This is a genomic window from Trueperaceae bacterium (assembly GCA_036381595.1).
GTDB lineage: Bacteria > Deinococcota > Deinococci > Deinococcales > Trueperaceae > DASVCN01.
In genome coordinates this window covers 99,626-112,441 of sequence record DASVCN010000002.1, presented here as the reverse complement: position 1 = coordinate 112,441, position 12,816 = coordinate 99,626, and the positions used below count along the sequence as shown (strand labels likewise).

Annotated in this window: 14 protein-coding genes and 3 tRNA genes; 5 read left to right on the top strand and 12 right to left on the bottom strand. The window is 65.1% G+C overall.

Annotated elements, in window-relative coordinates; genetic code table 11:
* Positions 1–212: 212 nt before the first annotated feature.
* The 5 genes from VF168_00675 to VF168_00655 all read right to left on the bottom strand — a co-directional run bounded on the left by VF168_00675 (position 213) and on the right by VF168_00655 (position 4,537).
* Positions 213–1,244: a metallophosphoesterase gene (locus VF168_00675; protein HEX7002687.1), complete on the bottom strand. Its 1,032-nt coding sequence runs from the start codon at positions 1,242–1,244 to the stop codon at positions 213–215.
* Positions 1,245–1,325: 81 nt separating this feature from the next.
* A complete protein-coding gene (locus VF168_00670) occupies positions 1,326–2,279 on the bottom strand; it encodes a VOC family protein (protein HEX7002686.1) in 954 nt (317 codons plus the stop codon).
* Between the two features lie 207 nt (positions 2,280–2,486).
* Positions 2,487–2,876 carry a hypothetical protein gene (locus VF168_00665; GenBank protein HEX7002685.1) on the bottom strand — a complete coding sequence of 130 codons (390 nt, stop codon included), beginning with the start codon at positions 2,874–2,876 and terminating at the stop codon, positions 2,487–2,489.
* A gap of 182 nt (positions 2,877–3,058) precedes the next feature.
* A complete protein-coding gene (locus VF168_00660) occupies positions 3,059–3,823 on the bottom strand; it encodes a TipAS antibiotic-recognition domain-containing protein (GenBank protein HEX7002684.1) in 765 nt (254 codons plus the stop codon).
* A gap of 258 nt (positions 3,824–4,081) precedes the next feature.
* Complete coding sequence (locus tag VF168_00655; protein HEX7002683.1) at positions 4,082–4,537, bottom strand: response regulator; 456 nt, start codon at positions 4,535–4,537, stop codon at positions 4,082–4,084.
* A 401-nt stretch (positions 4,538–4,938) separates the two neighbouring features.
* On the opposite strand from VF168_00655, the gene VF168_00650 reads away from it, so the two are divergent.
* Entirely contained in the window at positions 4,939–5,382 is a 444-nt protein-coding gene (locus tag VF168_00650; GenBank protein HEX7002682.1) for a response regulator, read from the top strand.
* 215 nt (positions 5,383–5,597) lie between these two features.
* Here the strand turns inward: VF168_00650 and VF168_00645 are convergent.
* From VF168_00645 to VF168_00615, 7 genes are all read right to left on the bottom strand, one after another.
* Positions 5,598–5,673: transfer RNA gene (locus tag VF168_00645), tRNA-Val, on the bottom strand.
* 53 nt (positions 5,674–5,726) lie between these two features.
* A tRNA-Glu gene (locus VF168_00640) sits at positions 5,727–5,802 on the bottom strand.
* 6 nt (positions 5,803–5,808) lie between these two features.
* Positions 5,809–5,884: transfer RNA gene (locus VF168_00635), tRNA-Lys, on the bottom strand.
* 38 nt (positions 5,885–5,922) lie between these two features.
* A complete protein-coding gene (locus VF168_00630) occupies positions 5,923–6,786 on the bottom strand; it encodes a VOC family protein (GenBank protein HEX7002681.1) in 864 nt (287 codons plus the stop codon).
* A 76-nt stretch (positions 6,787–6,862) separates the two neighbouring features.
* Complete coding sequence (locus VF168_00625; GenBank protein HEX7002680.1) at positions 6,863–7,720, bottom strand: SDR family oxidoreductase; 858 nt, start codon at positions 7,718–7,720, stop codon at positions 6,863–6,865.
* 184 nt (positions 7,721–7,904) lie between these two features.
* Positions 7,905–8,261: a carboxymuconolactone decarboxylase family protein gene (locus tag VF168_00620; GenBank protein HEX7002679.1), complete on the bottom strand. Its 357-nt coding sequence runs from the start codon at positions 8,259–8,261 to the stop codon at positions 7,905–7,907.
* Between the two features lie 89 nt (positions 8,262–8,350).
* A complete protein-coding gene (locus VF168_00615) occupies positions 8,351–9,841 on the bottom strand; it encodes a potassium/proton antiporter (protein ID HEX7002678.1) in 1,491 nt (496 codons plus the stop codon).
* Positions 9,842–10,047: 206 nt separating this feature from the next.
* Here VF168_00615 and VF168_00610 point away from each other — a divergent pair, with 206 nt between their 5' ends.
* Genes VF168_00610 through nuoD form a run of 4 tightly spaced genes read left to right on the top strand, consistent with a single transcriptional unit; the run spans position 10,048 to position 12,804 of the window.
* A complete protein-coding gene (locus VF168_00610; protein ID HEX7002677.1) occupies positions 10,048–10,395 on the top strand; it encodes an NADH-quinone oxidoreductase subunit A in 348 nt (115 codons plus the stop codon).
* 5 nt (positions 10,396–10,400) lie between these two features.
* Positions 10,401–10,940 (top strand): NADH-quinone oxidoreductase subunit B family protein, encoded by a 540-nt coding sequence (locus VF168_00605; GenBank protein ID HEX7002676.1) that lies wholly within the window; start codon positions 10,401–10,403, stop codon positions 10,938–10,940.
* Positions 10,937–11,581 (top strand): NADH-quinone oxidoreductase subunit C, encoded by a 645-nt coding sequence (locus VF168_00600; GenBank protein HEX7002675.1) that lies wholly within the window; start codon positions 10,937–10,939, stop codon positions 11,579–11,581. The genes VF168_00605 and VF168_00600 overlap by 4 nt, the downstream gene beginning before the upstream one ends.
* Complete coding sequence (nuoD, locus tag VF168_00595; protein ID HEX7002674.1) at positions 11,578–12,804, top strand: NADH dehydrogenase (quinone) subunit D; 1,227 nt, start codon at positions 11,578–11,580, stop codon at positions 12,802–12,804. Before VF168_00600 ends, nuoD begins: the two co-directional genes overlap by 4 nt.
* Positions 12,805–12,816 lie beyond the last annotated feature (12 nt).

Sequence of the window (12,816 nt, the reverse complement as noted above, 5' to 3'; positions counted from 1 at the left end):
GGGCGGTGACCACCCGCGGTGAACTGCGCACCTACCTGGAGAGCAACTACAGGGTCGGGGACGAACTCGAGGTGACGATTGTCAGGGGGAGCGTCGAACGGCAGCTGAGCGTCGTGCTGGCGGAGCAGCCGCAGTAGCACTTGCCGCCCACGCGCCCGGCGTCAGCTGCGGGATGGTCTACCCGAAGGTCGCCGCCGCAGGTGAACGGACCGCTACCTCTGCGCCGTCTCGACCGTGGCGGGATGTGCCCGTTCGGAGAGCCGCACGGCGCCCTCGTCGGTCACGATCACCGGGGGCAAGGAAGAGGGCCGTATGGGCAGCATGGTGGCCAGGTCGAATGTGGAGTAGGTGATGCGGAGGGGCTCCCACCAGACGTCCACGAGGGTCACGGTCGAACGAGCCGGCTCGTCGCCGGCCAGCAGCCGGCGTGCCCCTACCCCGCCCGAGAAGAGCAGCTCGACCTCGCCCAGACGACCGGGATAGTAGGCGGCGTGATGACCGCTCACGTAGAGGTCCACTCCGCCTTCCTCGAGGATGCGAAGCAACACTTCGGGATGCTCGAGCACCTCGCCCGGCCGGTCCCGACCTACGCTCACGGGAACCAGCGGAAGGTGCCCGACGACCACGCGCAGCCCGGCGACCCGGGCGGTAGGGAGCGCCAGCACACGCCTGAGCCACTGTCGCTGATCGACGCTGACGGTCGCGCTCGAGGCGTCGAGGATGACGACGAAGGCCGGTCCGGCGCGGAAGGCGTAATCGAAGGGGAAGCGCTCCCGCTCAACGTAGAGGAGGTTGCTCTCGTAGAGTGGCTGCGTCCAGTAGTCGAGGGCCGCCCGCCGGTCCCGCTGGAAGACGAACTCGCCCGCGGGACCGCGAAGGCTGGAGGCATCGTGGTTCCCCATCGCGAAGGCGTAGGGGATGCCCGCTGCCCTGAGCGGAGCCGCTATCTCCCGGTCGAAGACCCGCCACATGTCCGCGTACCGGCTCTCGGGGAGAGACTTGTTCTGGCCCGCGACGACGTCGCCGGCAGAGAGGAGCAGATCGGGACGCCAGCTTCGGGCTATCGCCCTCATCGCCTTCTCGACGGGCGGAGGGTAGTCGAGGGCGCCGTACGATCCGTTGAAGTCGCCGAACACGGCGAACCTCAAGTCCCCCCGCGGAGGATCGGGCACGGACTGGCCGGCGGCGATGGCGCCGATGGAGAGGAGGAGGGTGACGACGAACAGGGCAGAACGTGGGGGCATGCATCTTCATACCGGGATGCCGCGTGCGCTGCGGTATGAGACTTCTCGGTTCCTGCTGCTCCTTACTCCCCTTGCCCTCGTTCAGCCCCTGTAGGCGGCCTCCAGCTGTGCGAGGTCGAGTTTCTTCATGGGCATGAAAGCGCGGATGACCCTGTCGACCTTGCTCCTGTCGGGATCGACCAGCATCCGCCCAAGAGCCCGGGGCGCGATCTGCCAGGAGACTCCGAACCTGTCCTTGAGCCAGCCACACTGCTGGGCTCTCGGGTCGCCCCCTTCCCCGAGCCGTTCCCAGTAGCGGTCTATCTCGTCCTGGTCCTCGCATTCGACGAGCAGCGATATCGCTTCGTTGAATGTGAACGGGTGGACGGCGCCCCCGTCCATCGCCACGAACGGCTCGCCGAACAGGGTGAACTGCGCGTGGGCGATCATCCCCTCCAGGGGGCCGCCAGCGGGGTGGGGGAAGGTGGCTTCGATGCGCGAGTCCGGGAAGACCTCTGTGTATAGCTCCATCGCCGCTTGCGCCTGCGGCTCCTCCCCGGTGAAGAGGAGACTGGGCACTAGGCGCCGGCGCCTCTGCTGCGCAACGGTGTGCATGACCTGCCAGCTCACGCCGAAGCGGTCCTGTACCCAGCCGTAGCGGTCGCTCCAATCGTAGCTGTCCAACTCCATCAGAGCGACGCCGCCCTCGGAGAGCTGCGCCCACAGGCGGTCGACCTCGCCGATAGAGTCGCAGTGGACGAAGAACGAGATGGAGGGGTTGAACCGGAAGTGAGGTCCGCCGTTGAGCGCCATGAAGCGAGTGCCGGCCAGCTCGAACTCCACCGTCATCACGCTGCCGGGTGGCCGGCCGTGGATCTCCCGCCCTTCTTCGCTGTAGCGAGTCTCCGTGCCCCGTCTGGCGTCGGGGAAGACCGAGGTGTAGAAGGCTACCGCCTCTTCAGCCTGCTCGTCGAACCAGAGGTGCGGGACTATCTTCTGATCGCGTGCGGTGACTCCGTTGGCCTGCTGATCGCTGCTGCTCGCCGGCATCGTCATCCTGGCTCTCCCTTGGCTGTGGTCTTGGGTTCGAGTGGGGGTGATCGGTACGAGGGCGGCCGGCCCTCGGATACCTCCTGCTTCTTGGACTCCCGGCAAGTGTATGTACACGTAACGGCAGAGTCAATACCTATGCGGGGCACGAGGGGCAGATGGAACTCCCGGTGTGACCGCAACGTCCGGTATCTCCCGTCATCCCCTCTTGAGTCAGCCCCCCATGAAGAGAAGGTTCCAGCGGTGTCCGTCCAGGTCGATGAAGCCGGCCCCGTACATGCGTTCGTCGCCGGACGGGCGCCCGAAGACCTGACCGCCGGCCGCCTCGACACGGTCGATGACCTCGTCAACCTCTGTCTTGCTCGCCACGCCTATGGTCACGAGCAGTTCGTGCCCGGCGTGCACCGCGTCTATCGCTGCGAAGTGCCGGAAACGCTCCTCCTGCACCAGCATGATCGGCATCTGATCCTGACCGATCCGCAGGGCGGCCATGTCGGGCGGTGTCGAGGGGTCGGCATCGAAGGCGAGACCGATATCAGTGAAGAACCTTCGAGCCCGGGTCAGATCATGTACCGGCAGATTCAGCCAGTAATCCCTTGCCACCGTCGACCTCCAGCTTCCAGCCGAGTCTAGCGGAAAGCCGCGAACCTTCACCAGGGCTCGAGGGCATCGGCACTGCGGGGGCGGGCAGGTGTAGCCCAACGTATTCGGCCGGGCGGCGCGTTACGAGGTTGCGCGGAGGCGGCAAGACCGAGTCGGCCCGCGTTATCGCGAACCGACTCCGCTTACTTCAATCTGCGATCCGCGAAGACATTCATCGCATCGCGAACGTACTTGGCGCCGCCTTCGCCGTGCTCGTCGTAGTTGGCCGCGAACCTCGGGTCGTTCACGTACATCTCTGCCAGTCCGCGGTACGCCTCGGCGCTCGGCTCGCGACCCTGCCACCCGATCTTGATCCAGCCGTAGTGGCGCTCCACTATCGCCTGGACCTCGTCGCTTGCGGGCTCTCGGCCGGCCGCCATCGCCTTCCCGAAGTCGGCCGCGATGTCGAGGTGGAGTTGCCCGAACTGCCGCTTCTCGTCCTCCGACAGCGAACGCCACCACTTGTCGCCCCGCTCGTAGGCATCCTTGCCCCACCGTTCGATGACCTCAGCCTTGTAGCGGCTGTGATCGAATCCTTCGAACATCTCTTCCGCCATCAGCGCCTCACCTCTCTCGACCTTCTCGATCGTCTCTCTCACGGTTTCCGTCAGGCGTGCGAGCCTGACTCTCTCCACTTCGAGCAGCTCCAGGTGCGTCCGAAGTGCGGCTGCAGCGTCCCGCTGGCCGGCAAGGACCTGACCGATCACGGGAAGGCCCAAACCGAGTTCCCGCAGCAGGAGGATCCGTTGCAGGCGCAAGAGGGCGGCACTGTCGTAGTACCGGTAGCCGTTGTCGCCGATCCGGCTGGGCCTGAGCAGGCCGAGCTGGTCGTAGTGGCGGAGCGTCCTGCTGGTCGTACCGGCTGCCCTTGCCAGCTGCTGGATCGACCACTCTTCGCTTGAACTCAACCTCACCTCCCGTCCGGTCGACAGTTCGACCAAGGTGAGTATCGGGGTTGACGTAGCGTCAAAGTCAATACCTAACGGGCGATAGACACGATTCGGAGACGGGGCTCCAGCGATGTGAGTGATGGGAGCAGGTCAGTTTGGGGGACGATACGGCGGCTGAAGACGTCTACGCCCCCACCTGACGCTTCACTACCTGCGGCATCTCCAGGAACGAACAGTTATCAGTAGGGAGTGGACTATAGAGCTGGTCGAAGACGCCTAGACCCGGGCTCCGATCGCTCGGTTGCCGATGACCGGAGTACCGTCGGCGAGGACGCCCAGGCGCGTCAGTTCGGCGTCGAGCTCCTGCCAGTCGAGCGGTTTGAGCAGGCAGGCATCGGCTGTTTCCCGCCAAGCTTTACGGGTCTCGTCGAAAGACCCGACGAGGAGCAGCACCGGGATCCGGCGGGTGCTCTCATCCGAACGCAAGGCCAACAGGACCTCATGTCCGTCGAGCTTCGGCAGGCGGGAGTCCAGGAGGATGGCGAGCGGCGCTGTCGCCGCGTGCTGGACGTGTTCGAGAGCTTGAGCACCGTCTGCCACGCACACCACCGCGTGCGGGAAGTCATTCCGAGCCAACGTGCGCCGTGTCAGGAAACAGTCGTCGGCATTGTCCTCGACACAGAGTAGATACGGCTCGCTCGCACCTTCGGGCTTTGTCCTGCTCGAACTCATCCAGCCGACAAGCTAACGTGCCGACATGAGAGGCGGCTAGACGCAAGCGCAATCAAGTAGAGCGTGCTCGTGTACCAGGTCACTTTCCCCCAGCCACGGGTGGGAGCCGTCATGACCTATTTCTACGCCAGCCCCGAACTCGCGCAGCGAGCGTCTCTCTTACCAGCTGTCGACCAGCAGGCGGTAGGTGGCGGGCGTACTCCGGACTAGAACCGGAGGATCACGAGATCCTCCTTGAAGCGGAGCGTGGGTGGCCGTGTCGATGCCGTAAAAGACGGTAATCCTGGGGCGCTAGATACCCGGATACCCGAAAGGCCCTCGCAGGAGGCCCCAGACAATCAAGTCGCCCTGGCGTACGGTTACTCGGAGGCGGATCTCCTTCGGAAGGTTCGTGAGAGACTATGGTCCCTGACATACTCATCATCGACGACAGCCGGGACGACTGCGAGCTGATGACGTGGGCACTGAACAAGGCCCTGCCGGAGGTCGTAGTCGATGTGTGCCGCGAACCGCAGGAGGCCCTGGCCAAACTCTTCGACGAGAGCGTCCCGCTGCCGCGAGCGGTGATCCTCGACGTCCATCTGAGCGACCATGTAAACGGCCACGACGTTCTCCGGGAGATCCGGGCGCACCGGAGGACTTACCACCTCCCTGTCATCGTGCTTACCGGCTACCCCGACGTCGGGCTGTCGGAGCTCAGTTATCAGTTGCGGGCCAACTCTCACGTGCTCAAGCCGGTAGAGGCTGGCGACCTGTCGGAATTGATGGGACGCATCGGCCACTACTGGACCACCCTGAACGCGCTTCCCACCGGCCCCTTCCCGGAGAGTGCGCCGAGCAGCTGATGCGAGAGGTCACGTCGTCACCGCTGGTGCTCGGGAAGCACTGCTCCCTCGTATCAGGGCCAGCTTGCCCGCCGTGGGCTCTGGATCTACCCTGCGTCCTAGCTGTCGCTTGACTCGGGTCTAATTTGGCACCACGGTAGCCGTTCTTGCCTCGAAGAGAGGAAAGGCCCGCTTTACGCGGGCCTTTCCTTCGCCGCTCCGTACGGCCATTTCTGTGGTGGGCGATGACGGGCTCGAACCGCCGACCTACCGCTTGTAAGGCGGCCGCTCTTCCAGCTGAGCTAATCGCCCCCGTTGCCGAGGAAAGTGAATCGAGGAGGCGCTCAGTCGGCCTCCTCGAATCTTGGTGACCCCTACGGGATTCGAACCCGTGCCGCCACCTTGAAAGGGTGGTGACCTAAACCGCTAGTCGAAGGGGCCGCTCTTTGGTGGGTCGTGTAGGGCTCGAACCTACGACCCGCTGATTAAAAGTCAGCTGCTCTACCGACTGAGCTAACGACCCAGCAGCCTGCGCAGTATATAGGTGGCTCGGAGCGAGCGTCAAGCAGTTGCGATAGCTCCTTCGGCCGAAAGGCTGACGGTGATCCCCCAGGGGTCGTCGGCGAGAAAAGTGCCGTCCTGCTCGGTCACCGGGTAGCCGGCTGCGCGCAAGCGCGAGGCCACTGCTGCGACGTCCTCCGGGCCAGGCAGCCGGAGCTCCCAGGTGAGGAGCCGGGCGTCGTCCGGGCCCGATGGCCGGGAGCCGGCCGCCCAGACGTTCGCGCCCACGTGGTGGTGGTAGCCGCCGGCAGAGAGGAACAGTGCGCCCGGGAAGTGCCAGGTGACTTTGTCGAGGCCGAGCGTCCGGTGGTAGAACTCCTCGGCCTTCACCAGGTCACCGACGAAGAAGTGCATGTGGCCCATCGTCGTCCCCTGGGGAAGACCGGCCCACGGCTCTGCGCCCGCGGCGGCGGCCACCCCTTCGAGGTCGAGCGGTTCCGTCGACCCGATGATCTCCCCGTCGGCAGCCAAGGTCCACTCGTCCCGCGGACGGTCGCGGTAGACCTCGAGGTCTATCCCGTCCGGATCGGTGAGGTAGGTGGCCTCGCTGTAGAGGTGGTCGGCCTGGCCGATGCGCGCCCCGCTGGCGTAGGCGTGCCGCAGGAAGCGGCCCAAGTCGGCGCGCGACGGCAGAAGCACGGCGAAGTGGTAGATGCCCAACCGAGCGTTTCGCGCCGCCGGCCTCGCACCCGGTTTCTCCTTCAGTTCGAGGAGGGCGTCCTCACTGCCCGCGGCGCCAAGTCGGGCGGTTCCCTCGCCCCGCGACAGCAGGCGGAAACCGATGACTCCTCGGTAGAACTCCAGCGACCTGTCGAGGTCAGCGACCTGGAGGGTTACCGTGCCTACGTGGGTCCGATCGGGCAACCTCTGGGGAGCATGGACACCGATCTTCGCCGGAGGAACCGACGAGTAGGGAACGGGCGGCCCAGCGAACACGACTTCAGTCCCCAAGGGCGGCCGCGACGGCCTGGGTGAGGGTGGTGGTAGGTCTCCCGATGAGCCGCCTCAGGTCCTCGCTGTCGGTGTAGAGGACTCCGCGTTCGAGTCCCTCGTCGGCATCGGCCAACATCTCGGCCACCGGCTCGGGTAGGCCGAAGCCGAGGAGCGCGTTCCGGTACTCCTCTGCGGGCAGGTCGCGGTACTCGACCGGCTGGCCGCTCTGCCGGCTAACCTCCTCCGCGAGTTCGGTCATGGTGAATGCCTCATCGCCACCCAACTCGTAGGTCCGGCCCTCGTGGCCCTCCTCGGTGATCACCGTTGCCGCAGCAGCGGCGTAGTCGGCCCGCGCTGCCGCGCTAACCCGGCCAGCGCCGGCCGTACCGAGTATGGCGCCGTTCTCGAGCGCCTGGCCGAGAGTGCCGGTGTAGTTCTCGAGATACCAGCCATTGCGCAGGAAGGTGTGGGCGATGCCCGAACGAAGGATCAGCCGTTCGGTGGCGCTGTGCTCCCGACTGAGGATGGTGTCGGCGCTGTCCGCGGCGAGGATGCTCGTGTAGACGAGATGCTCCACCCCCGTCTGCCTGGCGGCGTTCACCACCTGGCGATGCTGCTCCACTCGCTTGCCCACGTCGCTCGCCGACACCAGAAGCAGTCTATCGATGCCTTCGAATGCCGCTACCAGGCTGTCACCGTCGTCGTAGTCGGCGTTCCTCACCTCCACCCCGCGGGAGGCGAGGTCACTCGCCTTCGCCGGCGTGCGGACTATCGCCACGATCTCTCCGGCAGGGACGTTCCTGTCGAGAAGTTCGCTCACTATCAGTCGGCCCAGGTGGCCGCTTGCTCCCGTAACTGCGATCATCGTTGCTCCTCGTCCGGGCGGCCTGCTCAGCCTTCCCACTAACAACTAGTAAGCAACTATAGATAGTTGACCAGGTGCGGTCAACCTCGCCCGCTACAGGGTGCCAGTTCGCTCCGCGAAGCCCAGCCGATGAGGTCGCTTGCGTCGGGCCGGAAGCGACCGGCCCGATCGCCACCAACTCGTCCTAATGGTCGCCGCTTCCGCTGCCATGCTCATGGTGCGGCATCGCGTCGATGGCGACGAGCGAGTGGGCGTAGCCAGCGCCGGCGCGCATCTCGGCAGCCACCCAGATCGCCTCCATCAACTCCTCTTCGGTGGCGCCAGCCGCAAGCGCTTGCCTCGTGTGGCCCTTGACGCAGTAGGGGCACTGGGTCACGTGAGCCACGGCAACGGCGATCAGTTGCTTGGTCTTGCCCGGCAGGGCGCCGTCGGCGAAGACCTGCCGGCTGAATGCCCGCCAGGCCTCGAAGGTCTCGGGGGCGAGCCGTTTCCGCTTGTCCGTCAACTCCTTGCTTACCTTGGGCAGCATCTCGTCAGCCATGTCTCAGTCTCGCATTCCGGGCCGCCCGGCCCAAGGGGTTCGGCGGGGTTCGGACGTGGGCCGGAGGACCGGCGGGAACTGCCCGCTCCTCAGCCGGCGATGTCCAGGGTCCGGCGGACGCCGGCCAGGCTCTCCTCGTCGGCAAGGACGAGCAACCGGTCGCCCTCCAGGATCACAGTGCTGCCCCGCGGAACGATGAACTTGTCGTCTCTGCTTATCAGCACCACCAGAGCGGGTTCTGGCAGGTGCAGGTCGACTATCGACCTGCCGACGGCGGGCGAGCCGCCCGGTACCGGTACCTCGACGAGGTCGCTGTCGAGATCGGCAGTCTGCTCGAACTCGAGCGGATAGCGGGGAGAGGCTTGAGCGAGAGGTTCGTCGGCGTTCAGCCAGCGTGCCACCACCGGGATGAGCGGCCCCTGGAGGAGCACCGACACGATGACGACGAAGAAGATCACGTGGAAGATCACGTCGGCGTTCGGTACCTCGCTAACCAGAGGATAGGTCGCGAGGATGATGGGCACCGCCCCCCGCAAGCCCACCCACGAGATCATCGCCTTCTCCCGCTTGGGCATCGGGAAGGGGAGGAGTGCCAGGAACACGCCCAGTGGCCGGGCCACGAGGATGAGGAACAGAGCCAGCGCCAGGCCCGTCCAGATGACCGGCCGCAACTGAGAGGGGAATACAAGCAGGCCCAGGGTGATGAACATCGCGATCTGCATCAGCCAGCCCAATCCGTCGTGGAAGCGGCGGATGCTCCGCTTGTGGATGAAGTCCTGATTGCCCATCATCATGCCGGCGAGATAAACGGCCAGGAAGCCGTTACCGCCCGTCACTGCGGCGAGCCCGTACACGAGTAGCACTATCGCCAGGGTGAGGACCGAGTAGAGGCCGTCGGCGGTGAGGTTTATCCGGTTTATCACCCAGACCATAGCCCAGCCGACGCCCAGGCCTATGGCCGCTCCGAGGACCATCTGGACGACGAACATCGGCACCAGGCCGAGGATCGAACTGCTCGGTTGGACGATCAACCCGATGACCCCGGTAGTCAGGAAGATCGCCATCGGGTCGTTGCTCCCGGATTCGAGCTCGAGCAGACGCCGCAGGTGATCCCGAAGTCCGATCCCACGGGAGCGCATGACCGAGAAAACGGCGGCGGCGTCGGTGCTCGAGACTATGGCGCCGAGCAGCAATCCGTCGATGAATCTGAGGCCGAAGAGCCAGGTGGCGAAGAGACCCATGCTCACCGCCGTCAACAGCACCGCAACCGTGGAGAGGCTGAGTGCCGGCCACAGCACCGGCCTGACTGAAGGCCAGCTGGTGTCGAGGCCGCCGGAGAAGAGGATGAACGCGAGCGCTACGACACCCAGGGTCTGCGCCATCCCGACGTCGGCGAACTCGATCCCGCCGATCCCCTCGGAGCCGGCGAGCATGCCGACTGCAAGGAAGAGCAGCAGCGACGGCAAACCCAGCCTGCCCGAGGCCTTGCTGGCGAAGATCGCGATGACCAGCAGGATGGCGATGCCCAGTAGGAGTTGGTCGATGAAGATGTTCGGCCGCCTCTCTGCCTGCCGGAGCAAGGCACCTCGCCGGGTCGCGTCCCCGCCGCTGTCGTCCGATTCTCGCATAGCCGGATGCCCATGGATTGGACGCTCTCCTCACGTTGTCGCCGCTCGCGGACGGGTGCTAGAATGAGGGCGTTCGGAAGTTGTGAAAACCGGCACAAGCCGGTGATCACGCAGAGAGAACGGGCTCGAGGCAGACTCGAGAGGAAAGGACCCACCGGTTGTACATAGCGGTGTTGATCATGTTCCTTGCCGCCGGGTTCATCGGGGCAGCCGCACTCATGGCGAGCGCACTGCTGGGGCCGAAGAAGGCGACGGTCGACAAGCTGGCCGCCTACGAGTCGGGCGTTCCGGCGACCGGCTCGGCCCGGGAGCGCTTCCCGGTGCACTTCTACCTCGTTGCCATGCTCTTCATCATCTTCGATATCGAGACCGCGTTCTTCTTCCCGCTCGCCGTGAAGTTCCGCGCGGCGCCCGAGTTCCTCTTCGTCCAGGCCTTGATCTTCGTGATCATCTTGGCCGTCGGCTACCTGTACATCCTCAAAAAGGGTGTCCTCGACTGGAAGTAGGGTAGATGGCTCTCACAGATCTGTTCGAAAAGGACGTTCAGGAGTTGGAGGACGAGGGCATCCTCATGACCACCCTCGCCAAGCTGGTCGCATGGGGACGTTCCAATAGCCTCTGGCCGGCTACCTTCGGCCTCGCCTGCTGTGCGATCGAGATGATGCAGTCGACCAACCCGCGCAACGATCTGGCCCGTTTCGGCTCCGAGGTGTTCCGGGCCAGCCCGCGGCAGGCCGACGTGATGATCGTCGCCGGCAGGCTTTCGAAGAAGATGGCTCCCGTGATGAGGCGGGTGTACGAGCAGATGCCCGACCCCAAATGGGTCATCTCGATGGGCGCCTGCGCCTCCTCCGGTGGCATGTTCAACAACTACGCCCTGGTGCAGAACGTCGATTCGGTAGTGCCCGTCGACATCTTCGTGCCGGGCTGCCCCCCGCGTCCCGAAGCGCTCATCTACGCCGTTCAGCAGTTGCAGAAGAAGGTCCGCGGCGAAGCGTTCGACGAGAGGGGCGTGAAGCTTCCCATGGTCGAGGGGTGGGCAGGCAAGTGACGCAGCAGCTTGGAAGGCAGGAAGTCGGCAACGTGCTGGAAGCGCTGGGCGGACGCCGCAGCGAGTTCAAGGGGATGGTCTCCTACACGGTCGAGAAGGGGCGCGTGATCGAGGCGCTCGAGTGGCTGAGGTCGAACGGCTTCGAGATGCTCTCCGACATCTTCGGGATCGACTGGCTCACCTACCCGGGTTTCGATCGCACCGGGGAGAAGCGCTTCACCGTCGCCTACAACGTCTACGGGGTAGAGAACGGCTCCCGCATCTTCATCAGGGTCTCAGTGGACGACGGCGAGAAGCTTCCCACCGCGACCGGCATCTGGCGCTCCGCGAGCTTCATGGAGCGCGAGGTGTTCGACATGTTCGGCATCGAGTTCGAAGGGCATCCCGACCTCCGCAAGTTGCTCACCCCGGAAGACCTCGACGGGCACCCGCACCGCAAAGATTTCCCGATCGGAGAGACGCCCACGCTCTTCAACGACGGCCGCTACCTCGATCCTGCAGCGTTCAGGGCCGGGATCATCGGCAGTGACGCTGGTCTCACCGGCTGGAAGGGTGGCGCCCGCAAGGGCGTTCGCAGCGATCAGGGGCTCGACCTGGTGGGCCATGAGGTCACCGGACAACCGGGGGAGCCGGCGAAATGACGCTGCAGAAGCCGGTTGTCACCCCACCCAGCGACAGCGATCGACGCGGCGAGTTCGAGACGCGTCACATGCGGGTCAATGTGGGCCCACAGCACCCTTCCACCCACGGCGTCCTGCGCCTCGTGGTGGATCTCGACGGTGAACGCATCGCGGCCATCAAGCCGCAGATCGGCTACCTCCACACCGGTTTCGAGAAGACGATGGAGAACCGGCCTTACCAGCAGTGCGTCACCTACTCGAACCGGATGGACTACCTGCACGGCTATGCCCACGACCTGGCCTACGTGCTCTCGGCAGAGAAGCTGATGGACGCCCGGGTGCCAGTGCGGGCCCAGCGGGTGCGGGTGATCCTGAACGAGCTCAATCGCATCGCCAGCCACCTCGTCTTCTTCGGCACCGGCGTGCTCGACCTGGGCGCGCTGACCCCGTTCTTCTACACGATGCGGGAGCGCGAGCGGATCCTCGACATCTTCGAGCTGGTATGCGGCGTCCGGATGAACTACGGCTACTTCCGGGTGGGCGGTCTCTCACGTGACGTGCCCGAGGGCTTCGAGGAGGCTGTCCGCAGCTTCCTCGACGACTTCCCGCCGATGCTCGACCAGTACTACGACATCTTCGCGGGCAACAAGATCTTCATCGACCGCACCAGAGGGATCGGCGTCATCAGTCGCGCGGACGCTATCGACTACGGCCTCACCGGGCCAAGCCTGCGCGCCTCGGGAGTGAAGCTGGACTTCCGCAAAGTACAACCCTACTCGGGCTACGACGAGTACGACTTCGAGGTGCCGATCTCCGAGGCGGGTGACGTCCATGCCCGCTTCATGATGCGCTTCTACGAACTGAACGAGAGCCTCAAGATCATCCGCCAGGCCCTCGATAAGCTCGAGCCCGGACCGGTGAAGGACCCCGACCGGCGCATCAGCCTGCCGCCGCGAAGCGAACTCGAAGACTCGATGGAAGCCGTCATCTTCCACTTCAAGCTCGTCACCGAAGGGTTCCACCCGCCCCGCGGCGAGGTCTACGTGCCCACCGAGAGCGCTCGCGGCGAGTTGGGTTACTACCTGGTCAGCGACGGCGGTTCGATGCCGTACCGCGTGAAGGTGCGGGTTCCCAGCCTCATCAACCTGCAGGCGCTCGAGCCCGCCTGCATCGGCGGCCTCTTCGCCGACATGGTCGCCAACATAGCCAGCCTCGATCCTGTGATGGGAGACGTAGACAAGTGAAGATAGAGCCCC